The following is a 25,532-nucleotide window of genomic DNA, read 5'->3' as shown; positions in this document are numbered from 1 at the left end:
TGGGGCGAATTATAGACACCTTACAGAGGGCGTCAACCGTTAATTTCAAAAATCTTCACCCTGCTTTACTACGCCCCAGCAAACACGGGAGATCCTCTTTAAAGACGATCTCCCTCCCGCAGAATTTACAGGCTGGGAAAAGCGAATTGCGACGCTTCATGGCTCGCACGTTGCGGCCAGCGCTGGGTAATTGCCTTGCGACGGGTATAGAAGCGCACACCATCGGGACCGTACGCATGCAGGTCGCCGAACAGGGAACGCTTCCAGCCACCAAAGCTGTGATAGGCAACCGGTACCGGCAGTGGAACATTGACCCCGACCATCCCCACTTCAATCTCGTCGCAGAACAGACGCGCCGCTTCGCCATCGCGGGTAAAGATGCAAGTGCCGTTGCCATATTCGTGATCGTTGATCAGTTGCATGGCCTGCTCAAGGCTGTCCACGCGCACGATGCACAGCACCGGCCCGAAAATCTCTTCTTTATAGATACGCATCTCTGGCGTTACGCGATCGAACAGGCAGCCACCCATGAAGAAGCCCTGTTCATGCCCGGCAACCTGAAGGTTGCGCCCGTCCACCACCAGAGTCGCGCCCGCCTGCACACCGTCCTCTATATAGCCGCCGACCTTGTCGCGATGCTGCCCGGTGACCAGCGGCCCCATATCCAGGCCACAGGTCGTGCCCGCACCGATCTTCAGGCTCTGGATTTGCGGAACCAGTTTGGCCACCAATGCATCAGCGATCTGATCGCCGACGCATACCGCGACCGAAATCGCCATGCAACGCTCGCCGCAGGACCCGTAGGCAGCGCCCATCAAGGCACTCACGGCGTTGTCCAGATCGGCATCCGGCATCAACACCGCATGATTCTTGGCACCACCGAGCGCTTGAACGCGCTTGCCCCGCGCTGCGCCTTCCTTATAGATGTACTCGGCAATCGGTGTGGAACCGACGAAGCTCAATGCCTTGACCTCCGGCGCTTCGATCAGCGCATCGACCGCGACCTTGTCACCGTGAACCACATTGAGCACACCCTTCGGCAGCCCCGCTTCATGCAGCAGCTCGGCAATCAACAATGTGGAGCTGGGATCGCGTTCCGAAGGTTTGAGGATGAAGCAGTTACCACACGCAATGGCCAGCGGGTACATCCACAGCGGCACCATGGCCGGGAAGTTGAACGGGGTAATACCGGCAACGATACCCAGCGGCTGAAAGTCAGACCACGCATCGATGTTCGGCCCGACGTTGCGGCTGTATTCACCCTTGAGCACTTCAGGCGCAGCGCAAGCGTATTCCACGTTTTCAATACCACGCTTCAGCTCGCCCGCCGCATCTTCCAGGGTCTTGCCGTGCTCTTCACTGATCAATTGGGCAATACGTGACTCATTCTGCTCAAGCAGTTGCTTGAAACGGAACATCACCTGAGCACGCTTGGCCGGCGGCGTATTGCGCCACGCCGGAAAGGCAGCCTTGGCCGAGTCGATTGCCTTCTGGACTGTTTCGCGATCGGCCAGCGCCACGGTGTGGATAACCTGCCCGGTCGACGGGTTGAAGACATTGGCGCTACGACCTTCAGCAGAAACGAACTCGCCGTGGATCAGGTGTTGAATGCTGCTCATGGAAAACTCCGGATAAAGGCAACGGGCGTGAATCAGCTCACACCCGATGCGATAAAGGCACGTATATAAGAAGAGAGCCTGCCAGCGCGGTCAGTCGATCAGGTTGAGGGTTTCGCCGACGGCATCGAACAATCGATCCAGATCCTGCGCCTGGCTGTTGAAGGTCGGTCCGAATTGCAGGGTGTCACCGCCGAAGCGCACGTAGAAACCGGCTTTCCACAGCTTCATGCCTGCCTCGAAGGGCCGCACGATGGCGTCGCCGTCACGCGGTGCGAGCTGGATGGCACCTGCCAGACCGTAATTGCGGATATCGACCACGTTTTTCGCGCCCTTGATACCGTGCAGCGCACGTTCAAAATGCGGCGCGACGGCTGCGGCCTGCTGCACCAGGTTCTCCCGCTGCAGCAGTTCAAGCGCCGCCAGCCCGGCCGCACAGGCTACGGGGTGAGCGGAATAGGTGTAGCCGTGAGGGAATTCGACGGCATACTCCGGCGTCGGCTGATTCATGAACGTTTGATAGATCTCGCTGCTGGCGATTACCGCGCCCATGGGGATGGCGCCATTGGTGATCTGCTTGGCGATGCACATCAGGTCAGGCGTGACCCCGAAACTGTCCGCGCCAAACATCGAGCCCGTGCGACCGAAGCCGGTGATGACTTCGTCGAAGATCAGCAGGATATTGTGCTGATCACAAATTTCACGCAGGCGCTTAAGATAGCCCTGCGGAGGAACGATCACACCGGCCGAGCCTGCCATGGGTTCGACGATTACAGCAGCGATGTTCGACGCATCATGCAACTCGATCAACTTGAGCATCTCGTCAGCCAGCGCGATACCGCCCGCCTCGGGCATGCCCTTCGAGTACGCATTGCTGGCCAGCAGGGTGTGCGGCAAGTGGTCGACGTCCATCAACTGGCCGAACATCTTGCGATTGCCATTCACTCCGCCCAGGCTGGTGCCCGCCACGTTCACACCGTGATAGCCGCGTGCCCGACCGATCATCTTGGTCTTGGTCGCCTGGCCTTTCAGCCGCCAGTAGGCACGCACCATCTTCACCGCCGTATCCGCGCACTCGGAACCCGAGTTGGTATAGAAGACGTGGTTGAGATTGCCCGGCGTCAGGTCGGTAATCTGTTCTGCCAGCTGGAACGACAGGGGATGCCCGAACTGAAAGCCTGGTGAGTAATCCAGCACACCCAGCTGCCGGGAAACGGCTTCCTGAATTTCCTTGCGCGTGTGCCCAGCCCCGCATGTCCATAGACCTGAGAGTGCATCGTAGATCTTGCGCCCCTTGTCGTCTGTCAGATAGCTGCCATGCGCGGCCACGACCATGCGCGGGTCGCGCTGGAAATTTCGATTCGCGGTGTAGGGCATCCAGTGAGCATCAAGCTTCAACTGATGGGTGACAGGCACATCGGACACTTCGAACATATTCATGGGAGCAAGCCTCGCAGGCGCTAAACGAAAGGTCATTGCCGCCAAGGTGCCACGCGGCTAAAGTTCATGAAACCCGCCTTTTATGATCTTTGGTTTGGTAATCACTAAACAATGAATATCCGTCGTTCCGATCCGGTGTCGCAGGTCAGTGATTTTGATATCCGCTTGCTGCGCCTATTCAAAAGCGTCGTCGAGGCGGGCGGCTTTTCTGCGGCTGAAAGCGTGCTCGGCATTGGCCGATCAGCGATCAGCCAGCAGATGAGTGATCTGGAACAACGCCTTGGCCTGCGCCTGTGCCAGCGAGGCCGCGCCGGCTTTTCCCTGACCGACGAAGGGCGCGAGGTCTATCAGTCGTCGTTGCAATTGCTCAGCGCGCTGGAAAGTTTCAGGACAGAGGTCAACGGCCTGCACCAGAACCTGCGCGGCGAGCTGAACATCGGCCTGACCGACAACCTGGTCACCCTCCCCCACATGCGCATCACCCATGCCCTGGCCCGGCTGAAAGAGCGCGGGCCGGGCGTGCACATCAACATCCGCATGATCGCCCCCGCCGAGGTCGAGCGCGGTGTACTCGACGGCGGCCTGCATGTCGGCGTCGTGCCGCAGGCCAGTGCCTTGCCGGGGCTTGAGTATCATCCGTTGTACAGCGAGCGTTCGCTGCTCTATTGCGCGGTCGGGCATCCCCTGTTTTACGCCGAGAATGCCACGCTGGATGACGCACGTCTCGCACAGCAGGAAGCCATTGCTCCGACCTTTCGCCTGCCCAACGAGATCCAGGACCACTATCAGGCACTGACCTGCACGGCCAGCGCGTCCGACCGGGAGGGCATCGCCTTCCTGATTCTGACCGGCCGCTACATAGGCTACCTGCCCGATCATTACGCCAACGCCTGGGTGCAGGAAGGCAGGCTGCGCGCATTGAAACCGGATTCGAAGTTCTACGACCTCAATCTGGTGACCGTCACCCGCAAAGGCCGGCGCCCTCATTTGGTGCTGGAGAGCTTTCTGGAAACACTTGCCGCTACCCGATGACACATTTCTGCCCTGCACCTGGCCGGTTCGCCGACGCTGCAGAGCGCGTTGAAAGCGCTATCAGGCTGATATTTATTGAAATAAATGGAATCAAATAAAAATAAGCTGAGCAACTGGACAGTTTTTTGCAGTAGTCCCGAACAACGACACGCCAGCACATGGCATTTCCCCGTCCGAGAACTCGCCATGCAGCCTGAAACACTCGACAACGATGATCTGATCTACGGCCTGGACGACCGCCCCAAACCCTGGACGGCGATATTGGCCGCGTTCCAGCACGTTCTCGCCAGCTTCGTGGGGATCATCACCCCGCCCCTGATCATCGGCTCGACCCTTGGCCTGACACAGTACATGCCGTACCTGATCAGCATGGCCTTGATGGTCTCGGGCACCGGCACCTTCATCCAGGCACGCCGCCCGTTCGGTATCGGCGCGGGCATGATCTGCCTGCAAGGCACCAGCTTCGCCTTCTTAGGCGCAGTGTTGTCCGCAGGCTTTCTGGTCAAGCAGCGCGGCGGCAGCCCGGAGGACATCATGGCGATGATCTTCGGCGTGTGCTTTTTCGGTGCCTTGGTGCAGATCGCGCTGAGTCGCTGCATTGGCCAGTTGCGAAGGGTCATCACGCCACTGGTGACCGGTATTGTCATCACGCTGATTGGTGTGAGCCTGATCAAGGTAGGCGTGACAGACCTGGGCGGAGGCTTCAACGCACCGGACTTCGGCGCCCCGGTTAATCTGGCGCTGGGCGCGTTCGTGCTGGCCGTGATCATTGTGCTCAATCGATCGAATACGCCCTGGGTACGTTTGTCAGCCATCATCATCGGCCTGGCGGTGGGCAGTCTGGCCGCATGGTTCAGCGGCAAACTGGTGCCGCAACCCCTTCACGACCTGCCGTTGATCAGCGTACCGGTGCCCTTCCGCTTCGGCTTCAATTTCGACTGGAGCGCTTTCCTGCCTGTCGCGCTGATTTATCTGATCAGCAGTATCGAGACGGTCGGCGACCTGACCGCCAACTGCATGCTCGCGCGCCAGCCCATCAGCGGCCCGAGTTACCTGGCGCGCCTCAAGGGCGGTGTACTGGGTGATGGCGTGAGCTGCATGATCGCCGCGACCTTCAGCGCATTTCCCAATACCACCTTTGCGCAGAACAACGGCGTGATCCAGTTGACCGGCGTTGCCAGTCGCTACGTCGGGCTGTACATCGGCGCGGTGCTGTTCGTGCTCGGGCTATTTCCGCACATTGGTGCCATCGTCCAGCAGATCCCCAAGCCGGTGCTCGGCGGCGCAACGCTGGTCATGTTCGGCAGCGTCGCGGCCGCCGGGGTACGCATTCTGGCCCAGTCACCGCTGGACCGACGCAGCATGCTGATCATTGCCACCTCATTGGGTGTCGGTCTGGGTATTGCGGCGCAACCTGCGCTGCTGCATCAGTTGCCGAAACTGGTGCAGAACCTGTTCGATTCGGCCATCACCAGCGGCGGTATCACGGCCATTGTCATGTGCCTGCTGATTCCGGAAGGCAAAGTCGCCGCCGTTCCGAGCGCCGGTGCAGCGGAACCCAAACCTGTGGAGCAACCACGATAACTTTACTTGCCGCGCCCGCACCGACGCTTGCGAGATGCTCGCCGGTGCGCTATCTGTTCATTCGTCGCGCCCTACGACCTGTCCGGAATTGCCCATGACCCTTGAAGTCCCCGCACACAGCGCTCACGTCACCAAGCCTGCAAGCCGTATTCGTCAGAAGAACGAAGAAGCGATCATCCAGGCAGCCGAAGATGAATTTGCCCGCCACGGTTTCAAGGGCACCAGCATGAACACCATCGCGATCAAGGCTGGGCTGCCGAAAGCCAATCTGCATTACTACTTCACCAACAAACTCGGCCTGTATGTCGCAGTGCTCAGCAACATCATCGATTTGTGGGACAGCACCTTCAACCACCTCAGCGTCGAAGACGATCCGGCAGAGGCACTGGCCCGCTATATTCGCGCCAAGATGGAATTCTCGCGCCGCCAGCCACAGGCTTCGCGGATCTTCGCCATGGAGATCATCAGCGGCGGCGAATGCATGAGCGAGTATTTCAGCCAGGATTACCGCCTGTGGTTCCAGGGCCGGGCAGCGGTCTTTCAAGCCTGGATCGACGCCGGCAAGATGGACCCCGTCGACCCGGTGCACCTGATCTTTCTGCTATGGGGCAGCACCCAGCACTATGCCGACTTCGCCTCGCAGATCTGCCGCGTCACCGGTCGTTCTCGACTGACTCGCCAGGACATGGATCAGGCCAGCAACAATCTCATTCGAATCATTCTCAAAGGTTGTGGGCTCACCCCGCCAGCCTTGTAGAATCGTCGCCCTGACGTCAGCTGGACACACGCATGCCTTTTACCCTGATCGGCCCTTGCGAGTTTCGTGAAGAAATCCGCAAGAGCCGCTTCATCACCCTCGCCGCCCCCATCGCCAGCCCGGCCGACGCACAGGCGTTCATCGAGCAGCACAGTGACCTGAACGCCACCCACAATTGCTGGGCCTGGAAGCTCGGTGGCCAGTATCGCAGCAACGATGACGGCGAACCGGGCGGCACTGCAGGCAGGCCGATTCTGGCCGCCATCGAAGCGCAGGAGTTCGATCAGGTCGTGGTGCTGGTGATCCGCTGGTACGGCGGCATTCAACTGGGGACCGGCGGCCTGGCCCGCGCCTATGGCGGCGGTGCCAACAAATGCCTGCAGCAGGCCGAGCGTCTGCCGCTGATCCAGCGCGCGTCGTTCCACCTTGAATGCAGCTTCAGCGAGCTGGTGCTGGTCAAGCTGCGTCTCGGCGAACTGAACGGTCTGGTGGAAAGCGAACACTTCATGGCCAACGGTGTGCAGATGTCCATCGCCATCGGCCCCGAGCACACCGACACCCTGCAGCGCCAACTGGCCGATCTGAGTCGCGGCAGAATCCTTCTGCACGCAGCGCCGGAGCAATAGCCGGAGCCTCTGAGCCACATGTCACAATTGCCCACATCTACTGTGCATCCGGCTGTGGATAAGCTGAGCACACTCCACCGCGAGCCTTGCCGGGCTTGCGTTTCAGGCGAATGATCGTTTTTTGAGCAATTGCCGGGCGTGGATCCATAAAGAGTGCAAAAACAGCCTGTTAGCGCTTCTTAGTGCCTTTGGATGTTAACCGCCGCCGCATTATTCTCACTCAACCGGCTTGCGCACAGTATCTGTGGAAGAACCTGTGGATAACAGGTGCAAGGGTCGCGCATTGCTTCAGCGCACCGCCCTCCACGTCCGCTGTACATTTTTTGTTCAAATCAAAGGGCCACATTGGCCCGCGCCAGGCAAGCACGCCCCGAACTGGTGCTGAAACGAGCGCCGTCGATAGGCGAAGGCCGGTGACAGGGCCGAAAACTCCGTGCCTGGCCTTGATTCAGCGCACCGGACGCGAATCCTGACTCCTTGGCCAGGATTTTGCTTTATCCACACGCGACCCACTTCTGCCTCAGAGCCTTTCATGTCAAACCACGCGATAGCTGCGCGCCTGCAACTGCGCCACATCACCAAACGGTATCCCGGCTGCCTGGCCAACGACGCTGTCGACCTGACGATTCAGCCCGGAGAGATTCACGCCCTGCTGGGTGAAAACGGTGCGGGCAAAAGCACGCTGATGAAGATCATCTACGGCGTGACGCAGCCCGACGCCGGGACAATCATCTGGCAAGGCCAGGCGCAGACCATGCGTAATCCGGCACAGGCCAGAAGCCTGGGCATCGGCATGGTGTTCCAGCATTTTTCGCTGTTCGAAACCCTCAGCGTCGCGCAAAACATCGCGCTGGCGATGGGCGCAGCGGCGGGCACGCCCAAGCAACTCGAACCGCGCATCCGCGAGGTCTCACAACGCTACGGCATGGCAGTGGAGCCCCAGAGGCTAGTTCACAGCCTGTCGATTGGTGAGCGGCAGAAAGTCGAGATCATTCGCTGCCTGATGCAGGACATTCGCCTGTTGATCCTCGACGAGCCCACGTCGGTGTTGACGCCTCAGGAAGCCGATGAGCTGTTCGTGACTCTGCGGCATCTGGCCCGAGAAGGCTGCAGCATTCTGTTCATCAGTCACAAGCTGGGCGAAGTGCGCGCGCTGTGTCACAGCGCGACTGTACTGCGCAACGGCAAGGTCTCCGGGCACTGCATTCCCGCTGAATGCTCCGATCTGGAACTGGCGCGCTTGATGGTCGGTGATGCCGAAGGGCTGACCGCACAGTATGAGAAGGTCAGCGGCAGCACGGCCTTTTTGCGCATCGACAAACTGTCCTGGCACAACCCGGACCCGTTCGGCTGCTCACTCAAAGACCTCAGCCTGGACGTACGCAGCGGCGAAATCGTCGGTATCGCGGGCGTGGCCGGGAATGGTCAGGATGAGTTGCTGGCGCTGCTCAGCGGCGAACAGACCTTGCCCCATGCCCAGGCGGCGACCCTGCGTTTTGAGGATGCCCCGGTCGGCAACCTGCGGCCCGATGCGCGGCGCAAGCGTGGCTTGGCATTCGTCCCGGCCGAGCGCCTGGGGCATGGCGCAGTGCCGGAACTCAGTCTTGCCGACAACGCGCTGCTTACCGCCTTTCAGCAAGGGCTGGTGAACAATGGCCTGATCCAGCGCAGCAAGGTGCGCGCACTGGCTGACGAAATCATTCGGCGCTTTGCGGTCAAGACCCCGGATGCGCAGGCCCCGGCGCGCAGTCTGTCGGGCGGCAACCTGCAGAAATTCATCCTCGGCCGGGAAATTCTGCAAAAGCCGAAACTGTTGATTGCCGCGCATCCCACCTGGGGCGTGGATGTCGGCGCTGCGGCGGCGATCCATCGGGCGCTGATTGCCTTGCGCGACGCGGGGGCCGCCATTCTGGTGATCTCCGAAGACCTGGACGAGTTGTTCCAGATCAGCGACCGACTCGCCGCCCTGAGTGGCGGACAGCTTTCCGACCTGATCCCCACTGAACAGACCAGCACCGTGCAAATCGGCGGCTGGATGGCGGGACAGTTCGATCATTCTCAAACCCAAGCCCACGTGCCTGGTTAACGGAGCAAAACATGCTGCTTTCTCTGGAACCGCGCGGCCAGCAATCGCGCGCGATGTTGTGGTGCTCCCCTTTACTGGCTGCGGTGCTGACCCTGGTCTGCGGTTCACTGCTGTTCATCGGCCTGGGCCTGAACCCTTGGGTGACGCTGCACACCTTGCTGATCGCGCCGGTCAGCGACTGGTACGGCCTGTCGGAATTGATGGTCAAGACCCTGCCGATTCTGCTCTGCGCGCTGGGCCTGGCGGTCGCCTATCAGGCGCGTATCTGGAACATCGGGGCGGAAGGCCAGTTGCTGCTCGGCGCATTGGCAGGCAGTGCCGTGGCGGTGAATATCATCGAGATGGAGAGTCGTTGGGCACTGGTCATGGTGCTGCTGGCCGGCACCCTCGCCGGCGCGGCCTGGGCGGGCGTGACCGCCTGGCTGCGCACGCACTTCAACGCCAATGAAATCCTCACCAGCATCATGCTCAACTACATCGCCCTCAACTTGCTGCTGTACTTCGTCCACGGGCCGCTGAAGGACCCGGCCGGCATGAACTTCCCGGAGTCAGCGACCTTCGGCGACGCCAGCCGTCTGCCGCTGTTGATGGAGGATGGCCGCGCGCACATCGGCGTGTACTTCGCCCTGTTTGCGCTGGTCGCGGTGTGGGTGCTGCTGCAGCGCAGTTTCGTCGGTTTTCAGATCAAGGTGCTGGGCCTGGACAAGCGTGCTGCCGGGTTCGTCGGCTTTCGAGAAAAACGCCTGGTTTGGCTCGCACTGTTGATCAGTGGCGCGCTGGCCGGGCTGGCCGGCGTATCGGAAGTGACCGGGCCGATCGGTCAACTGGTGCCGCAGGTCTCGCCAGGTTACGGCTATGCCGCGATCACCGTGGCCTTTCTCGGCCGCCTCAACCCCATCGGCATTCTGTTCTCCAGCCTGTTGATCGCCCTACTGTATCTGGGCGGAGAAAGCGCGCAAATGACCTTGAACCTGCCGTTGGCAATCACGCAGTTGTTTCAGGGGATGATGCTGTTTTTCCTGCTGGCCTGTGATGTGCTGATTCTCTATCGCCCACGTTTGAAACTGCACTGGGCCAAGCGCCAGATGACAGCCGTCACAGGAGCCGCATGATGGATATCGACCTGTTGAGCAACATTTTCTACGCCATGGTCCGCTGCGGAACCCCCTTGCTGCTGGTGGCGCTGGGCGAACTTATCTGCGAAAAAAGCGGCGTCATCAACCTGGGTCAGGAAGGCATGATGCTGTTTGGCGCAGTGATCGGTTTCATCGTCGCCCTGAACACCGGCAACCTCTGGCTGGGTGTGCTGCTGGCGATGCTTGCAGGCATGCTGCTGTCGGCACTGTTTGCCCTGGTGGCACTGGTGTTCAACGCCAATCAGGTCGCGACCGGGCTGGCGCTGACCATCTTCGGCGTTGGCCTTTCCAGCTTTGTCGGGGCCGCCTGGGTCGGCAAACCGTTGAGCGGTTTCGAACCGGTGGCCATCCCGCTGCTCAGTGACATTCCGCTGATCGGCCGCATGCTGTTTGCCCAGGACTTGCTGGTCTACCTGTCCTTCGCCTTGTTCGCTTTGGTCGCCTGGGCGCTGCTGAAAAGCCGCGTCGGGCTGATCATTCAGGCCGTCGGCGAAAACCCTGACGCCGCCAGCGCCATGGGCTTGCCGGTATTGCGCGTGCGCACCCTTGCGGTGCTGTTCGGCGGCGCAATGGCCGGGCTGGCCGGGGCTTATCTGTCACTCGCCTACACGCCGATGTGGGCAGAAAACATGAGCGCCGGACGCGGCTGGATAGCCTTGGCGCTGGTGGTGTTCGCCAGCTGGCGTGTGTGGCGCCTGCTACTGGGTGCCTACCTGTTCGGTCTGGCCAGCATTCTGCACCTGGTCGCGCAGGGCATAGGCCTGGCCATCCCTTCCAACCTGCTGGCGATGCTGCCTTATGTGGCCACCATCATCGTGCTTGTCCTGCTCTCCCGCGACGCCTTGCGCACCAGGCTGTATGCGCCGGTATCGCTGGGCCAGCCGTGGCGGGCGGGGCATTGAGGGAGCTCGCGGCGCAGATGTTTGACGCAGAGCGTCATGAACGGCATTCCCACGCTGGAGCGTGCGGAACGATAATCCCGACTGTCGCGCCGATGCTCAGCGTCAGACATCTACCTTGAACGTTTCCGGCTCACGGAGATTCCAACACTGCATAGGCAGTAGTACGCTGCAAGGTCGAAACTTTCGAGAGGCCTTGCTGGCACTGCCATGGAGTCTGTCTCTCAATCTGCCAAGGAATCATTCATGACCGCTACCAAGAAAACCGCCCTGATCATCGGTGCTTCGCGTGGCCTGGGCCTCGGGCTGGTGCAGCGCTTGACCGAACAGGGCTGGCACGTCACCGCCACCGTACGTGATCCGCAAAACGCTGAAAACCTCAAAGCGGTAGAAGGCGTGCGCATCGAAGCGGTGGATCTGGACGAAACGGCCTCGCTTGAAGTGCTGGTCCAGAAGCTGCGCGGTGAAGTGTTCGACGTGCTGTTCGTCAATGCCGGCATCAGTGGCGCGGCACACCAGAGCGCGGCGAAGTCGACCGCTGCCGAACTCGGGCAGTTGTTCCTGACCAACGCGGTGGCACCGATTCGTCTGGCCGAACGCTTCGTCGATCAACTTCGTCCCGGCACGGGCGTCCTGGCGTTCATGAGTTCGTGGCTGGGCAGCGTCACTTGCCCGGACGGCGCAAACCTTGCGTTGTACAAGGCCAGCAAGGCTGCACTCAATTCGATGACCAATACCTTTGTCACCGAGCTGGGCGAGAACCGTCCTACCGTTTTGTCTATGCATCCGGGCTGGGTGAAGACCGACATGGGCGGCGAAAATGCCGCCATCGACGTGATGACCAGCACCACTGGGCTTGTCGAACAGCTCAATGCCTACGCCGGCAAGGGCGGCCATCACTTCATCGACTACCAGGGCAAGACGATTGCCTGGTAATCGGCTGCCCGACTAGAATCGCCGTCCTTCGCCGGGGCGCACCCGACCCCGGCGACCCTGGATCAGCAGACAGGGCAACACTGAGCTGGCTAACCTGAACCTGTCTTTCAGAGGAGCCGGCCCATGCCTGCGATCCGTATCTGGTTGAAAAATCCCCTTGCCGTGTTCACTGCCAATGACCTGGACGCCCGTGGCGGCCTGGTGATCGAAGGCGGCGTCATCACTGAAGTGCTGGCCGCCGGGCAGCTCCCGTCAAAGCCTTGCACTCAGACGTTCGACGCCCGTGAGCATGTGTTGCTGCCGGGGTTGATCAACACGCACCATCACTTCTATCAAACCCTCACGCGGGCCTGGGCACCAGTGGTCAATCAGCCGTTGTTCCCTTGGCTGAAAACCCTGTACCCGGTATGGGCGCGCCTGACGCCGGAGAAGCTCGCGGTCGCCAGCAAGGTGGCGCTGGCCGAGCTGTTACTGTCCGGGTGCACAACCGCTGCTGACCACCACTATCTGTTTCCCGACGGGCTTGAACACGCTATCGATGTTCAGGTGCAGAGCGTTCGGGAGCTGGGCATGCGCGCGATGCTGACGCGCGGTTCGATGAGTCTGGGCGAAGCGGATGGAGGCTTGCCGCCGCAGCAAACCGTGCAGCAGGGCGAGGTGATTCTGGCCGACAGCCAGCGTTTGATCGAGACCTACCATGAGCGTGGTGACGGCGCGAAAATCCAGATCGCGCTGGCACCCTGCTCGCCGTTTTCGGTCACGCCGCAGATCATGGCCGAGAGTGCGGCCATGGCCGAAAAACTCGACGTGCGCCTGCACACCCACCTGGCTGAAACCCTCGACGAAGAAGACTTCTGCCTGCAACGCTTCGGCCTGCGCACCGTGGATTATCTGGACAGTGTCGGCTGGTTGGGACCGCGTACCTGGCTGGCCCATGGCATCCACTTCAACCCCGACGAAATCGCCCGTCTCGGCGCAGCAGGTACGGGTGTCTGCCACTGCCCGAGCTCGAACATGCGCCTGGCCTCCGGCATCTGTCCAACCCTGGACCTGCTCGCTGCTGGCGCGCCGTTGGGGCTTGGGGTCGATGGCTCAGCGTCCAACGACGCATCGAACATGATCCTGGAAACCCGCCAGGCGCTTTACCTGCAACGCCTGCGCTACGGCGCCGAAAAAATCACTCCGCAGCTCGTGCTGGGCTGGGCCACCAAGGGGTCGGCGCAATTGCTGGGACGCACTGACCTCGGTGAACTGGCGGTGGGCAAACAGGCTGATCTGGCGTTGTTCAAGCTGGACGAACTGCGCTTTTCCGGCAGCCATGATCCGCTGTCAGCGCTGCTGCTGTGCGGCGCGGACCGTGCCGATCGGGTGATGATCGCAGGACAATGGCGAGTGATCGACGGCCAGGTCGAAGGCCTGGACATCAAGCAGTTGATTGCCGATCACAGCCAGGCCGCGCGGGAGTTGATTGGGGGCTGAACGTGCGGGGCGATAATCTCAACTATCGTGCGACGCTCCGCGTCGGCATGCCGTTCAGGACGCTCTGCGTCCTCTTGCGACGCAGAGCGTGGGAGCGATAGGCAATAGGCCCTAAAGCCCCAGACACGAGAGCATGATGAACGTCGCGAACAGCACGAAGTGGGTCATGCCTTCGATGGCATTGGTTTCGCCATCGTTGAGGTTGATGGCGGACACCAGCAGGGTGATGAAGATCATCACGGTCTGCACCGGAGTCATGGCCATCTGGAAAGGCTGGCCACTGTATAGCGCCATGGCTTCCATGACCGGAACCGTCAGGATCACGGTCGACAGCGACGCACCCAACGCGATGTTGACCACCGACTGCATGCGGTTGGCCAGCGCGGCACGCAGGGCCGTGAGGATCTCCGGCGCGGCAGAGATGGCGGCGACCAGGATGGCGGTCATCACCGGCGGCGCACCGGTGCCTTCCAGGCCCAGGTCAACCGTCTTCGACATCACTTCGGCCAGCGCGCCGATCACCACCACGCCGACAACCAGTGTGGCAATTGAGCGGGTCAGATTGACCGGCTCTGCATGCTCTTCAGCCGTATTGGAACCCTGACTCTGACGCTTCTTCTTTTCCGGATAGCTGTAGCTGAAAAAGTAACTGTGCGGCCCGACCTGCATGCGCAGGAACAGGGTGTAGAGCAGGATCATCGCGCCGATGGTAAACGCCGAATAGATCTTCCAGTCACCCTTGGGAATGAACTCGGGTACGACCATCGACACGCCCATCGCGGTGAGGATCATCACGCTGTAGGTGCGCGCCGAATCATCGTTGTAAGACTGCTCGCCGTGCTTGATACCGCCCATCAGCGCCGCAAGACCGAGGATGCCGTTGATGTCGAGCATCACCGCCGAATAAATCGTGTCCCGCACCAGCGTTGGCGACGGCTCGTTGCTCATCATGATCGCCAGGATCACCACTTCGACCGTCACCGCCGACAGCGTGAGGATCATCGTGCCGTAAGGATCGCCGACCTTTTCCGCCAGCATCTCGGCATGGTGGGCAACGCGCATCGAGGCGCAGATGATGAACGCGACCAGCGCCAGCCCCGACACCAGCGCCACGACCTGACCGTTGCCTACCAGCACGTGCTCCAGTGGATAAGCGACGAACATGGCAATGATTGCCAGCAACAGAAACTTTTCTTGCTTGAGCAATGCGCCCATTTTTATTCCCCAAACCTTGCGACATCGCCGCGGATGTACATGAAGGTGGCCAACAGTGAAGCGTGTCAGAGTAGCTTGTGTGACAAAAGGTTTCATAAAATAGCCCGAATGCGAACCGCACCCACGCGTAAATGACTTTTGATCCCGTCGCCACGATGTGAAATAGTGCCCGCCGTTTTCAACAATAGTGCCTGCCGTTTTCTTCGCGGCCTTCAGGGCGCGCCTGTTTTTCCTGATTCCGTTTTGTTAGAAAGGACCTTTGCCATGCGTGCTTTTCGACTTCCGCATCTGCTGGCTTGCGGCCTGCTGACCCTGATGGCGAGTGCAGCCCAGGCCGCGCCTATCGACATCGATGACGGCCAACACAAAGTTCACCTGCCTGACACCCCCAAGCGCGTGGTGGTGCTGGAGTTTTCGTTTCTCGACGGACTGGCTTCGGTCGGTGTGACGCCGGTCGGTGCCGCCGACGATGGCGATGCCAACCGCGTACTGCCCAAGGTGCGCAAGGCCGTTGGCGAATGGCAGTCTGTGGGCCTGCGCTCGCAACCCAATATAGAAGTGATCGCGCGGCTCAAGCCGGACCTGATCATTGCCGACCTCGGTCGCCATCAGGCGCTGTACAACGACCTTGCCAGCCTGGCACCGACGCTGATGCTGCCGTCACGCGGCGAGGATTATCAGGGCAGTCTGAAATCTGCCGAGCTGATCGGCGTGGCGCTCGGCAAAGGCCCAGAGATGCAGGCGCGGATCGCGGAGAACCGCCAGCACCTGAAGACTGTTGCCGAGCAGATTCCGGCCAACACCAACGTGCTGTTCGGCGTCGCCCGCGAAGACAGCTTCTCGGTGCACGGCCCGCACTCTTATGCGGGCAGCGTGTTGCAGGCGATCGGTCTGAAGGTCCCGGAAGTACGCAAAGACGCCGCGCCCACCGAATTCGTCAGCCTGGAGCAGTTGCTGGCATTGGACCCGAACTGGTTGCTGGTCGGTCATTATCGTCGCCCGAGTATCGTCGACAGCTGGAGCAAGCAGCCGCTGTGGCAGGTGCTTGGCGCAGTACGTAACAAGCAGGTAGCTGAAGTGGATGGCGACAGCTGGGCGCGCAATCGCGGGATCATGGCGTCCGAGCAGATCGCCGACGATGCGCTTGCCGTACTCAAGGGCGGCAAGGCCGTGCTGAACCCGTAAATGCGCCGCTGGCTGATGGCGGGCGTGATCACCGCGACCTGCCTGGGACTGTTCTGGGTGTCGCTGTTCGCCCTGTCGTCGTTCAGCATTCGCCAGGTGGATGCCTGGAACGGGCTGATCACGCAGGGCCGCGAGGGCGGCAATATCGCTTACATCGTCGCGCAACTGCGCGTGCCACGCGCCCTGTGCGCGGCACTGGTCGGTGCCTGCCTGGGCGTGGCGGGCGCGTTGATGCAGGGCATCACCCGCAACCGTCTGGCCTCCCCGTCATTGTTTGGCGTCACGGCGGGCGCAGCGTTGGGGCTGGCGCTGTTTTCCACAGGTCTGGTCGCTCTGCCCTTCCCCGGTGGCGCTCTTTTAATGACCTGCCTCGGCGGTGCACTGGCATGGATCACCGTGTTCAGTCTTGGAGGTGCATGGTCACCCGCCACGGCTCAGGGCCGACTGGTGCTGGCGGGTGTCGCCGTCGCCGCGCTGTGCGCAGCCTTGACCCGTCTCACCGTAATTCTTGTCGAAGCGCAGGCGCAAAGTGTCCTCAACTGGCTGGCTGGATCGCTGGCCAATGTCGGCGCGGCGCAATTGCAACTGCTCTGGCCGTGCACGCTGATCGGCGTGGTGCTGGCGATTGCCTGTGCGCCGCGCTTGAACCTGATCAACCTCGGTGAAGACGCTGCGCGTTCGCTGGGCGTGCGCATCGGTGCGTTACGCCTGCTGGTATTCGTGCTCAGTCTGCTGCTGGTTGGCGCCAGTGTCTGTGCAGTCGGGCCGATCGCCTTTGTCGGCCTGATCGCGCCGAACATCGCTCGCCAGTGGCTGGGCAATGACTACCGCTGGCTGATTCCGATCAGCGCCGGCCTGGGCGCGGCCATCGTGCTGGCCTCGGACCTGATCAGCCGCGCCGTGGCCTTCCCGGTGGAAACACCGGCCGGGGTAGTGACGGCATTGATCGGCGCGCCGTTCTTTCTGTTTCTGGCGAGGCGTGCGCTATGAACCATCCGCGCTCGAGGCTGTTGTTGCTGATGACCCTGCTGGCACTCGCCCTGCTGCTGAGCCTCAGTGCTGGCACCGTGTGGCTGACACCCGGCGCCGTGCTCGATCACCTAATCGCCCACGACAGCAAGGACTTCGAAGTCTGGAATCACCGCCTGCCACGCGGCCTGATCGCAATCATGACCGGCTGCGCCTTCGGCCTGGCGGGCGCCATTGTTCAAGGCGTGATTCGCAACCCGCTGGCCTCGCCGGAAATCCTCGGCGTCACCCAGGGTGCCGGGCTGGCGCTGACCATTGCGATTATCGGCCTGCCACAGTTACCGGTATCGGCGCTGCCGTTTGTGGCGTGTCTGGGCGGCGCGGCGGGTGCGCTGCTGCTGGCGCTGTACAACACCGGCGTGCAGTTTTCCGGGGTGCGTTTCGCGCTGTCCGGGGTGGCGATTGCGGTGACGCTGTCGAGCATCACCGAGTTCCTGATCCTGTCCAACCCGCTGGATATCAACACCGCCCTGCTGGCGCTGACCGGCAGTTTGTGGAGCCGCAACTGGCACCACGTCTTGCTGGCCACGCCGCTTCTGCTGCTGATCCCGCTCAGTCTGCTGCTGGCCAAACCACTGAACCTGATCGGCCTGGGTGACGAGGCGGCGCAGAGCCTGGGCACCGGCCTCACGCGTACGCGCTGGCTGTCGATGGGCAGTGCCGTGCTGTTGACCAGCCTGGGGGTGGGCATTATAGGCCCGGTGAGCTTCGTCGGCCTGGTCGCACCACACATGGCCCGTCGTCTGGTCGGCGGTCATCATCAGTACCTGCTGCCGGCCTCGATGGTGCTGGGTGCGTTATTACTGGTGCTGGCAGACACGCTGGGACGCACGCTGATCGCGCCCAGCGAAATTCCGGCCGGGATTCTCACGGCGGTGATCGGCGCTCCGTATTTCCTCTGGCTGCTGGCCCGATTCAAAGGTTGATCCCATGACTATTCTGAAGGCGCAGCAACTCGACATCGGCTACGGCGCAACGCGCATCGTGCAAGACCTGTCGTTCAGCCCGCCGCCTGCGCAGGTCACTGCGCTGATCGGCCCCAATGGCTGCGGCAAATCCACCCTGCTCAAGGCCTTCGCCCGAATTCTCACCCCGCAATCGGGCAGCCTCAGTCTGGATGGCACGGCCTACCGCCAGCTATCGGCCAACGAGCTGGCGCGCAAGGTGGCTTTTCTGCCGCAAGTGCTGCCGATTCCGGAAGGCGTCAGCGTGCGCCAGCTGGTGGCGTACGGCCGCAGTCCGCACAACAGTCTGTGGGGTCGCCTGAGTGGCGCCGATCAACGCAGTGTCGATCAAGCCTTGCAGCGCATGGAGCTGGACACACTGGCCGAGCGCCCGCTGTCGGATCTGTCCGGCGGGCAACGACAGCGCGCCTGGCTGGCGATGATCCTTGCGCAGGACGCGGCCATCGTCCTGCTCGACGAGCCGACCACCTATCTGGACATCAGCCATCAGGTCGAGCTGCTGGACCTGATGCGTGAGCTGAGCGCCGAAGGCAAGACGGTGATTACCGTGCTGCATGACATCAATCAGGCCTGCCGCTACGCCGACCACCTGGCGGTCATGCAGGGTGGACGTCTGGTGACCTGCGGCGCGCCGGGCGATGTACTGACGGCCGAGCTGGTCTGCCAGGTTTTCGATGTGCAGGTGCAGATCATGCGCGAACCCGTGGCCGGTACGCCGATGTGCATTGTCGAGCGCAGCACGCGCTGCACCAGTTAGCAGCGTAACCTGCAGCGTCTGCACCTTCCCGCTGCATGGTGAAACAGGCAGGCAAGCGGCAAAGCGCGCAAGCATCGTAAGTTGTCCTGTTGGTCAGTTATTTGCATTGTCGGGGTATGCACTCCAACAAGACCGCAAGGAGCTAGACCCGATGCACCTGACCAACCCACGTCGTCCTCTGAAAAAACTGCTGTGTGCCATGGCCGCCGTTGTCGGCATCGGCTCCAGCCTGCTCGCCTCGGCAGCCGATCCGCTGAAAGTCGGATTCGTCTACATCGGCCCCATCGGCGACCACGGCTGGACCTATCAGCATGAACAGGGCCGTCAGGCGATGGTCAAGGCGCTGGGTGACAAGGTGACCAGCAGCTATGTGGAAAACGTGCCGGAGGGCGCGGACGCCGAGCGGGTTATCCGCAACATGGCCAAGGGTGGTTATGACCTGATCTTCAGTACCTCGTTCGGCTACATGAACCCCACGCTGAAAGTCGCCAAGCAGTTCCCCAAGGTGAAGTTCGAGCACGCGACCGGCTACAAGCAGGACAAGAACATGGGCACTTATCTGGCCCGTACCTATGAGGGTCGCTACGTGAGCGGCTACATCGCCGCGAAGATGACCAAGACCAAGAAGATCGGTTATGTCGCTTCGTTCCCGATTCCTGAAGTGCTGCGCGACATCGACGCCATCCAGCTGGCGCTGAACAAATACAACCCGGGCACCGAGATCAAGGTGGTGTGGGTCAACTCCTGGTTCGATCCGGGCAAGGAAGCCGATGCGGCCAATGCGTTGATCGATCAGGGCGTGGACGTGGTGTTCCAGCACACCGACAGCCCTGCGCCGATCCAGACCGCCGAGCGTCGCGGCGTGTATGCCGTCGGTTATGCCTCGGATATGGCTCACTTCGGACCGAAAGCAGTGCTGACCTCCATCGTCAACAACTGGGGCCCGCACTACATTCAGGCCGCCGAAGGCGCCATCGCAGGGACCTGGAAACCACAGGATTACTGGGGCGGCCTGAAGGAAGGAACGGTCGAATTGCCGATCAGCGACGTGGTGCCTGCTGACGTGAAGGCCGAAGCGCAGAAGATCATTGCCAGTATTGAAAGCGGCGAATTCCACCCGTTCACCGGTCCGATCAAGGACCAGAACGGCACCGTGAAAATTGCTGACGGTGTGGTCGCGACCAACGCCGAGCTGGCATCGATGAACTACTACGTCGAAGGCATCAAGGCCGAGCTGCCCAAGTAATCAGTCCGCCACTTGCCTGACCATCGTGCCTGCTGCGCCAGGCACGATCATCGACACCCGACACTTCCTTTCAGGACCGGTTAATGGACCAGCTTCCCGTCATCGACATCGCCCCGCTCTACGGCACGGACACTCAGGCCTGGCAGGATGTTGCCGGGCAAATCGACAATGCCTGTCGGGCATGGGGCTTCTTTTACATCAAGGGCCACCCGATCAGCGCGCAACGCATCGAGCAGGTGCAATCGGCGGCAAAGGACTTCTTCGCCCGGCCGGCAGCTGAAAAGCTCCTGATCGATATCACCCAAAGCACCCATCATCGCGGCTACGGCGCCATCGCGACCGAACAACTGGACCCCAGCCTGCCGAGTGACCTCAAGGAAACCTTCGACATGGGCCTGCACCTGGATGCCCGTCATCCCGACGTGCTGGCGGGCAAACCGCTGCGTGGGCCAAACCGGCATCCGGACATTCCCGGCTGGGAAGCGCTGATGGAGCAACACTATCTGGACATGCAGGCGCTGGCGCAAACCCTGCTGCGCGCCATGACCCTAGCACTGGGCATCAAGCGCGATTTCTTCGATCAGCGCTTCAAGGACCCGGTCAGCGTACTGCGCATGATTCATTACCCGCCGCGTGATACAGCGACCTCGGCCGAGCAACAAGGCGCAGGCGCGCATACCGATTATGGCTGCATCACTCTACTGTATCAGGACACAGCGGGCGGCTTGCAGGTGCGTGATGTGCGCGGCGAATGGATCGACGCGCCACCGCTTGACGGCACCTTCGTGGTCAATCTGGGCGATATGATGGCGCGCTGGAGCAACGATCGTTATCTGTCCACGCCGCATCGGGTCATCAGCCCGCTCGGGGTTGATCGCTACTCCATGCCGTTCTTCGCCGAACCGCACCCCGACACGCGCATCGAATGCCTGCCCGGTTGCCAGAGCGACGATCATCCGGCCCGCTATCCGATGACCACCTGCGCCGAATTTCTGCTGTCGCGCTTCGCGGATACCTACGCTTATCGCCGCGAACAGGAGGCAAGTTGAACGTTCGGTCAGGTTTTACCCTGCGCAGCGACGTGCATCTGTAGAATGTCCGGGATCTGCACCTGATGAGAAAAGAATATGTACGACTGGTTGAACGCCCTGCCCAAGGCAGAACTGCACTTACACCTCGAAGGCTCGCTGGAACCCGAGTTGCTGTTCGCCCTGGCCGAGCGCAACAGGATTGCCCTGCCGTGGGATGACGTCGAAACCCTGCGCACGGCGTATGCCTTCAACAACCTGCAGGAATTCCTCGATCTGTATTACCGGGGCGCAGACGTATTGCGCACCGAACAGGACTTCTACGACCTGACGTGGGCCTACCTGCTGCGCTGCAAGGCACAGAACGTTATCCACACTGAACCGTTCTTCGATCCGCAAACCCACACCGACCGTGGCATCCCGTTCGAAGTGGTACTGGCCGGGATTACCGGTGCGCTGAAAGATGGCAAGTCGAAGCTGGGCGTCGACAGCGGCCTGATCCTGAGTTTCCTGCGCCACCTGTCCCAGGAAGAAGCCGAAAAAACCCTCGATCAGGCGCTGCCGTTCCGTGATGCGTTCGTTGCCGTGGGCCTCGACAGCTCGGAGATGGGCCATCCGCCGAGCAAGTTCCAGCGTGTGTTCGATCGCGCGCGCAACGAAGGCTTCCTGACTGTGGCTCACGCCGGGGAAGAAGGTCCGCCGGAATACATCTGGGAAGCACTGGACCTGCTGAAGATAGAGCGCATCGACCACGGTGTTCGCGCCATCGAAGACGAGCGGCTGATGCAACGCATCATCGACGAACAGATCCCGCTGACCGTCTGCCCGCTGTCCAACACCAAGCTTTGCGTGTTCGACGACATGGCCCAGCACAACATCCTCGACATGCTCGAGCGTGGCGTGAAGGTCACCGTCAACTCGGACGACCCGGCCTACTTCGGTGGCTACGTGACCGAGAACTTCCACGCGCTGTACACCCACCTGGGCATGACCGAAGATCAGGCCAAACGCTTGGCGCAAAACAGCCTGGATGCACGACTGGTCAAGCCCTAAAGAGGGAATGAGCGGGTGACATCCATCGCTGCTCATGCTCTGCGTCGCAGAGGACGCAGAGCGTCAGGAACTGCATACCAACGCGGAGCATTGGCACGATAGTGGTGGGGCAGGCGCCTCCATCGTTCCTCACGCTCCGCGTGGGAATGCCTTTCGCGACGCTCTGCGTCGCAAGAGAACGCGGAGCGCGCAGAACTGCGTGCCGACGCGGACCGGTGGTACGTTAGTGGTGGAGCGCGCCACACCTGCCGCTCCCGTCAGGCCGCCGCTGCGATCTTGCTGATTTCCCGCTGCCCACTGGATGAGACCTGCAAGGTGCTGGACTCTTCAGTGGTGCGCAGCCAGCCCATCTGAATGAAAAGCTGCAACAACCCCGCCCCCAGCGCGCCGCCCAGATGCGGGTTGCTATCGTTCCATTTCGGACAGACACACACCGTTTCGCGCTTGCGTTGCGCCAGTGCGGGAATGTAGATACCGCGTTCGGCAAATCTGGCCACACCCTTGCTGGTAACTTCGACGCGCTTCTCCTGCTGTTCTATCCAGCCCGCCTCCAGCAGGCGCTGATAAAGCTCGGCAGCCATCTCGCCACCCAGATGATCGGAGCAGACTCTTGCGCGGCGCAGCGGCAAGGGCGGCGCAGGCTGGGCAAAGCGACGATTGATCTGTTCAGCACTGGCCAGCGAAGCACAGGCCAAGGCCTCGACCGCCGCCCCCACTTCCGGCGCAGCGAGGCGAAAGAAGCGCTTGCGGCCGCGGACCTCCTGTTTCAACAGACCACCACTGGTCAGCCGCGCCAGATGGGCGCCGGCAGAAGAAGTCGAGAGTCCCGCCAGGATTGCCAATTCATCGGCAGGGCGAGCAGTACCATCCATCAGTGCCCAGATCATTGCGCTGCGCTTGGGGTCAGCCAGCAAGGTTGCGATCTGGCTGATGCAAGGTCCGTATTCCATGTGTTCACTCCCTGTTGAAACATTCATCTATGGTGATGACTGGGTGAAAGCAATCACGCCTCGATAGAGTTGAACGTGGCTCTTATATGTCATGACAAGTATAAACTCTATGCCCTCCGCCCCCGTTGGGTGAAAAACGCCTCTTACACACGGTGGGCGCATCACAACGCAAAAAATCGCCCAAGTATGGCGTGCTCTATCAACATCAAGTTATTCCCGCGAATACACCGCAACCCCTCTATTCAAGGGGTTTGCAGCGACACGTCAAAAGAGGATTAAAAAGACAAGCGTAATGGCTATGACAAAAATGCCAAATCCACTCAACAACAGTCAGTTTCAACTTTGTTCCGGCAGCGAAACTTCGCGTTATTGAACGGCCTTCGAAAATTATATTTTCCGACATTTCCGAAGGCCATTTCCTACTGGGGCGCGGCGATTAAAACACGCTGGCGGACGACAGACTTACAGCATGTTGCTTACACCGTGACCTGAGCATTTCCAGTAACAGAATGACAGGCTTGCTGAGTTGCGCCCGATGCGCGCACAACAGGTTCAATGGCGCCCGCTCCCCGATCAGGTCGGGCATCAACACTTTCAGGTGCCCGGCCCGCACATCAGCGGCCACGTCCAGCCAGGATTTGTATGCCACACCTTCGCCCGCCACCGCCCAGCGGCGCACCACGTCGGCATCGTCGCTGAACCGGTTGCCGCTGACCGTCAGACTTATTTCGCGCTTGCCGTCGTTCAGCGTCCAACGGTCATGAACGCGATCACCGAGCATGAACAGCAGGCAGTTATGCTGCGCCAGTTGCTCGACCTGATGCGGCTCGCCATGACGCTGCAGGTAACTCGGCGCCGCACACAGTACCCGGCGGTTGTCAGGCAAAACCGGCAGTGCGACCAGGCTGGAGTCTTCCGGCTCGCCGTAGCGCAGCGCCACGTCGACAGGCTGGCGGAACAGATCGGCAATACGATCACCCAGCAGCAGACGCACAGTCAGTTGCGGATGCTGCTGTTGAAATTCGTCGAGCCACGGCAACAGCACGTTGCGCCCCAGGTCCGATGGCGCCGAGAGTTGCAGCACGCCCTCGCAACGGTCCTGGCTGCTGGCCAGCAAACGCCGCCCCTCCTCAAGGCTGCCCAGCGCAGCACGCGCGTATTCCAGAAACCCCTCGCCTTCGGCAGTCAGGCGCAGGCTGCGCGTCGAACGGGCCAGCAAGCGCGCGCCCAACTGCCGTTCGATACGCTTGAGCGCCGCGCTGGCAACCGCCGCAGACAGGTCCATGACCCTCGCTGCGGCAGAAAGGCTGCCCAGATCCGCTGCACGTACGAACAACTGCAAGTCATCAAAACGCAGCATCAAGGCCCCGTATTATCAAAATAAAATTGAAAGAGCCTGCCGTTTTAGCGGGTTTTATCTTTGCTGGAAATAGCCAATGATCTCTTCATCATTTTCTTTCGGAGAGGCCCCTGACATGAAAGCCATTGCGTACTATCAGTCCCTGCCCATCAGCGACGTGAAATCATTGCAGGATATCGAGCTGCCCGAGCCGGTGGCTGGCGATCGCGATCTGCTGGTCGAGGTCAAGGCCATCTCCGTCAACCCGGTGGACACCAAGATCCGCCAGAACGTCCAGCCTGAGGACGGTGCAGGCAAGGTGCTGGGCTGGGACGTGGCCGGAGTGGTCAAAGCCGTCGGTAGCCAGGTCACGCTGTTCAAGCCGGGCGACAAGGTGTTCTATGCAGGCTCTCTGACCCGGCCAGGTGCCAATAGCGAGTTGCACGTGGTGGATGAACGCATCGTTGGCCACATGCCCAAGACCCTGAGCTTCGCCCATGCGGCGGCGCTGCCGTTGACAGCCATCACCGCCTGGGAACTGCTGTTCGAGCGACTGCAGATCCCGCAGCAAAAAGGTGAAGGCGCACACAGCCTGCTGATCGTCGGTGCTGCCGGTGGCGTGGGTTCGATCCTCACCCAACTGGCGCGCAAACTGACCTCGCTGAAAGTCATCGGCACCGCCTCGCGGCCCGAGACCGAAAGCTGGGTCAGCGAACTGGGCGCGCACCATGTGCTGGATCACAGCAAGCCGCTGAGCGAAGAACTCAAGCGCGTCGGCCTGAACCACGTCACTCATGTGGCCAGCCTGACCCAGACCGAACAGCATCTGGATCAGCTCGTCGAGGCACTCAAGCCACAAGGCAAGCTGGCGCTGATCGACGACCCCAAATCGCTGGATGTGTCGAAACTCAAGCGCAAGAGCCTGTCGCTGCATTGGGAGTTCATGTACACCCGGTCGATGTTTGAAACCGAGGACATGATCGAGCAGCACAACCTGCTCAACCGGGTTGCCGAGCTGATCGACGCCGGTACGCTGAAAACCACCTTTGGCGAGCACTTCGGCACCATCAATGCCGAAAACCTGCGCCGCGCTCATGCCCTGCTGGAAAGCGGCAAGGCCAAGGGCAAGGTCGTACTGGAAGGTTTCGGAGCCACAGAGGTCTGGGCCGTGTGA

At 61.1% G+C, this 25,532-nt stretch carries 22 protein-coding genes; 17 read left to right on the top strand and 5 right to left on the bottom strand.

Annotated features, from left to right (window positions below):
• Positions 1–125: 125 nt before the first annotated feature.
• Entirely contained in the window at positions 126–1,619 is a 1,494-nt protein-coding gene (locus PI739_RS09120) for a CoA-acylating methylmalonate-semialdehyde dehydrogenase (protein WP_003366570.1), read from the bottom strand.
• A 90-nt stretch (positions 1,620–1,709) separates the two neighbouring features.
• Positions 1,710–3,056 (bottom strand): omega-aminotransferase AptA, encoded by a 1,347-nt coding sequence (locus tag PI739_RS09115; protein ID WP_003366568.1) that lies wholly within the window; start codon positions 3,054–3,056, stop codon positions 1,710–1,712.
• Between the two features lie 111 nt (positions 3,057–3,167).
• Between PI739_RS09115 and PI739_RS09110 the strand changes: the two genes are divergently transcribed.
• The 9 genes from PI739_RS09110 to PI739_RS09070 all read left to right on the top strand — a co-directional run bounded on the left by PI739_RS09110 (position 3,168) and on the right by PI739_RS09070 (position 13,591).
• The gene (locus tag PI739_RS09110; protein ID WP_003431839.1) at positions 3,168–4,088 is read left to right on the top strand and encodes a LysR family transcriptional regulator; all 921 of its coding nucleotides are present in this window, start codon (positions 3,168–3,170) and stop codon (positions 4,086–4,088) included.
• Positions 4,089–4,274: 186 nt separating this feature from the next.
• Positions 4,275–5,672 (top strand): uracil-xanthine permease family protein, encoded by a 1,398-nt coding sequence (locus PI739_RS09105; RefSeq protein WP_271351726.1) that lies wholly within the window; start codon positions 4,275–4,277, stop codon positions 5,670–5,672.
• A gap of 94 nt (positions 5,673–5,766) precedes the next feature.
• Entirely contained in the window at positions 5,767–6,429 is a 663-nt protein-coding gene (locus PI739_RS09100; protein WP_003318629.1) for a TetR/AcrR family transcriptional regulator, read from the top strand.
• Between the two features lie 32 nt (positions 6,430–6,461).
• Positions 6,462–7,055 carry an IMPACT family protein gene (locus PI739_RS09095; protein WP_058397694.1) on the top strand — a complete coding sequence of 198 codons (594 nt, stop codon included), beginning with the start codon at positions 6,462–6,464 and terminating at the stop codon, positions 7,053–7,055.
• A gap of 532 nt (positions 7,056–7,587) precedes the next feature.
• The gene (locus PI739_RS09090; RefSeq protein WP_046718920.1) at positions 7,588–9,141 is read left to right on the top strand and encodes an ABC transporter ATP-binding protein; all 1,554 of its coding nucleotides are present in this window, start codon (positions 7,588–7,590) and stop codon (positions 9,139–9,141) included.
• Between the two features lie 11 nt (positions 9,142–9,152).
• Positions 9,153–10,253, top strand: coding sequence for an ABC transporter permease (locus PI739_RS09085; RefSeq protein WP_003431845.1), 1,101 nt, complete (start codon positions 9,153–9,155; stop codon positions 10,251–10,253).
• Positions 10,253–11,179: an ABC transporter permease gene (locus PI739_RS09080; RefSeq protein ID WP_003414641.1), complete on the top strand. Its 927-nt coding sequence runs from the start codon at positions 10,253–10,255 to the stop codon at positions 11,177–11,179. The genes PI739_RS09085 and PI739_RS09080 overlap by 1 nt, the downstream gene beginning before the upstream one ends.
• A gap of 243 nt (positions 11,180–11,422) precedes the next feature.
• Entirely contained in the window at positions 11,423–12,112 is a 690-nt protein-coding gene (locus PI739_RS09075) for an SDR family oxidoreductase (protein ID WP_054081329.1), read from the top strand.
• 123 nt (positions 12,113–12,235) lie between these two features.
• Entirely contained in the window at positions 12,236–13,591 is a 1,356-nt protein-coding gene (locus PI739_RS09070; protein WP_054081328.1) for an 8-oxoguanine deaminase, read from the top strand.
• A 111-nt stretch (positions 13,592–13,702) separates the two neighbouring features.
• Here PI739_RS09070 and PI739_RS09065 read toward each other — a convergent pair whose 3' ends face one another.
• Entirely contained in the window at positions 13,703–14,806 is a 1,104-nt protein-coding gene (locus PI739_RS09065) for a calcium:cation antiporter (RefSeq protein ID WP_003431849.1), read from the bottom strand.
• A 264-nt stretch (positions 14,807–15,070) separates the two neighbouring features.
• Here PI739_RS09065 and PI739_RS09060 point away from each other — a divergent pair, with 264 nt between their 5' ends.
• From PI739_RS09060 to PI739_RS09030, 7 genes are all read left to right on the top strand, one after another.
• Complete coding sequence (locus tag PI739_RS09060) at positions 15,071–15,991, top strand: Fe(3+) dicitrate ABC transporter substrate-binding protein FecB (protein WP_003431850.1); 921 nt, start codon at positions 15,071–15,073, stop codon at positions 15,989–15,991.
• Positions 15,992–16,981: an iron-dicitrate ABC transporter permease FecC gene (gene fecC / locus PI739_RS09055; RefSeq protein ID WP_003431851.1), complete on the top strand. Its 990-nt coding sequence runs from the start codon at positions 15,992–15,994 to the stop codon at positions 16,979–16,981. It begins immediately after the preceding gene.
• A complete protein-coding gene (locus PI739_RS09050; protein ID WP_003366481.1) occupies positions 16,978–17,946 on the top strand; it encodes an iron chelate uptake ABC transporter family permease subunit in 969 nt (322 codons plus the stop codon). Before fecC ends, PI739_RS09050 begins: the two co-directional genes overlap by 4 nt.
• Before the next feature lie 4 nt (positions 17,947–17,950).
• Positions 17,951–18,742: a Fe(3+) dicitrate ABC transporter ATP-binding protein FecE gene (gene fecE / locus PI739_RS09045; RefSeq protein WP_003431853.1), complete on the top strand. Its 792-nt coding sequence runs from the start codon at positions 17,951–17,953 to the stop codon at positions 18,740–18,742.
• 151 nt (positions 18,743–18,893) lie between these two features.
• Positions 18,894–19,988, top strand: a complete 1,095-nt coding sequence (locus PI739_RS09040; RefSeq protein ID WP_003366477.1) for a BMP family ABC transporter substrate-binding protein — start codon at positions 18,894–18,896, stop codon at positions 19,986–19,988.
• Between the two features lie 83 nt (positions 19,989–20,071).
• Positions 20,072–21,037: a 2-oxoglutarate and iron-dependent oxygenase domain-containing protein gene (locus PI739_RS09035; RefSeq protein WP_271351724.1), complete on the top strand. Its 966-nt coding sequence runs from the start codon at positions 20,072–20,074 to the stop codon at positions 21,035–21,037.
• A 78-nt stretch (positions 21,038–21,115) separates the two neighbouring features.
• On the top strand, positions 21,116–22,069 hold the full coding sequence (locus tag PI739_RS09030; protein ID WP_096106194.1) for an adenosine deaminase: 954 nt from the start codon (positions 21,116–21,118) through the stop codon (positions 22,067–22,069).
• Between the two features lie 257 nt (positions 22,070–22,326).
• Here PI739_RS09030 and PI739_RS09025 read toward each other — a convergent pair whose 3' ends face one another.
• Positions 22,327–23,019: an ArsR/SmtB family transcription factor gene (locus tag PI739_RS09025; protein ID WP_003350954.1), complete on the bottom strand. Its 693-nt coding sequence runs from the start codon at positions 23,017–23,019 to the stop codon at positions 22,327–22,329.
• A gap of 436 nt (positions 23,020–23,455) precedes the next feature.
• Entirely contained in the window at positions 23,456–24,379 is a 924-nt protein-coding gene (locus tag PI739_RS09020) for a transcription regulator VimR (protein ID WP_044309507.1), read from the bottom strand.
• 115 nt (positions 24,380–24,494) lie between these two features.
• Here PI739_RS09020 and PI739_RS09015 point away from each other — a divergent pair, with 115 nt between their 5' ends.
• Positions 24,495–25,532: a zinc-binding alcohol dehydrogenase family protein gene (locus tag PI739_RS09015; RefSeq protein ID WP_271351723.1), complete on the top strand. Its 1,038-nt coding sequence runs from the start codon at positions 24,495–24,497 to the stop codon at positions 25,530–25,532.

The sequence above is a fragment of the Pseudomonas cerasi genome (genome assembly GCF_027983475.1).
Taxonomy (GTDB): Bacteria; Pseudomonadota; Gammaproteobacteria; order Pseudomonadales; family Pseudomonadaceae; genus Aquipseudomonas; species Aquipseudomonas cerasi.
Note: the sequence above shows the minus strand (reverse complement) of the source record. Positions and strands in the feature narration are given on the sequence as shown.

Excerpts from the sequence above, each read along its gene's own strand:
- PI739_RS09120 (WP_003366570.1), bottom strand. The coding sequence starts at position 1,619 with ATGAGCAGCATTCAACACCTGATCCACGGCGAGTTCGTTTCTGCTGAA.
- PI739_RS09115 (WP_003366568.1), bottom strand. The coding sequence starts at position 3,056 with ATGAATATGTTCGAAGTGTCCGATGTGCCTGTCACCCATCAGTTGAAG.
- PI739_RS09110 (WP_003431839.1), top strand. The coding sequence starts at position 3,168 with ATGAATATCCGTCGTTCCGATCCGGTGTCGCAGGTCAGTGATTTTGAT.
- PI739_RS09105 (WP_271351726.1), top strand. The coding sequence starts at position 4,275 with ATGCAGCCTGAAACACTCGACAACGATGATCTGATCTACGGCCTGGAC.
- PI739_RS09100 (WP_003318629.1), top strand. The coding sequence starts at position 5,767 with ATGACCCTTGAAGTCCCCGCACACAGCGCTCACGTCACCAAGCCTGCA.
- PI739_RS09095 (WP_058397694.1), top strand. The coding sequence starts at position 6,462 with ATGCCTTTTACCCTGATCGGCCCTTGCGAGTTTCGTGAAGAAATCCGC.
- PI739_RS09090 (WP_046718920.1), top strand. The coding sequence starts at position 7,588 with ATGTCAAACCACGCGATAGCTGCGCGCCTGCAACTGCGCCACATCACC.
- PI739_RS09085 (WP_003431845.1), top strand. The coding sequence starts at position 9,153 with ATGCTGCTTTCTCTGGAACCGCGCGGCCAGCAATCGCGCGCGATGTTG.
- PI739_RS09080 (WP_003414641.1), top strand. The coding sequence starts at position 10,253 with ATGGATATCGACCTGTTGAGCAACATTTTCTACGCCATGGTCCGCTGC.
- PI739_RS09075 (WP_054081329.1), top strand. The coding sequence starts at position 11,423 with ATGACCGCTACCAAGAAAACCGCCCTGATCATCGGTGCTTCGCGTGGC.
- PI739_RS09070 (WP_054081328.1), top strand. The coding sequence starts at position 12,236 with ATGCCTGCGATCCGTATCTGGTTGAAAAATCCCCTTGCCGTGTTCACT.
- PI739_RS09065 (WP_003431849.1), bottom strand. The coding sequence starts at position 14,806 with ATGGGCGCATTGCTCAAGCAAGAAAAGTTTCTGTTGCTGGCAATCATT.
- PI739_RS09060 (WP_003431850.1), top strand. The coding sequence starts at position 15,071 with ATGCGTGCTTTTCGACTTCCGCATCTGCTGGCTTGCGGCCTGCTGACC.
- fecC (WP_003431851.1), top strand. The coding sequence starts at position 15,992 with ATGCGCCGCTGGCTGATGGCGGGCGTGATCACCGCGACCTGCCTGGGA.
- PI739_RS09050 (WP_003366481.1), top strand. The coding sequence starts at position 16,978 with ATGAACCATCCGCGCTCGAGGCTGTTGTTGCTGATGACCCTGCTGGCA.
- fecE (WP_003431853.1), top strand. The coding sequence starts at position 17,951 with ATGACTATTCTGAAGGCGCAGCAACTCGACATCGGCTACGGCGCAACG.
- PI739_RS09040 (WP_003366477.1), top strand. The coding sequence starts at position 18,894 with ATGCACCTGACCAACCCACGTCGTCCTCTGAAAAAACTGCTGTGTGCC.
- PI739_RS09035 (WP_271351724.1), top strand. The coding sequence starts at position 20,072 with ATGGACCAGCTTCCCGTCATCGACATCGCCCCGCTCTACGGCACGGAC.
- PI739_RS09030 (WP_096106194.1), top strand. The coding sequence starts at position 21,116 with ATGTACGACTGGTTGAACGCCCTGCCCAAGGCAGAACTGCACTTACAC.
- PI739_RS09025 (WP_003350954.1), bottom strand. The coding sequence starts at position 23,019 with ATGGAATACGGACCTTGCATCAGCCAGATCGCAACCTTGCTGGCTGAC.
- PI739_RS09020 (WP_044309507.1), bottom strand. The coding sequence starts at position 24,379 with ATGCTGCGTTTTGATGACTTGCAGTTGTTCGTACGTGCAGCGGATCTG.
- PI739_RS09015 (WP_271351723.1), top strand. The coding sequence starts at position 24,495 with ATGAAAGCCATTGCGTACTATCAGTCCCTGCCCATCAGCGACGTGAAA.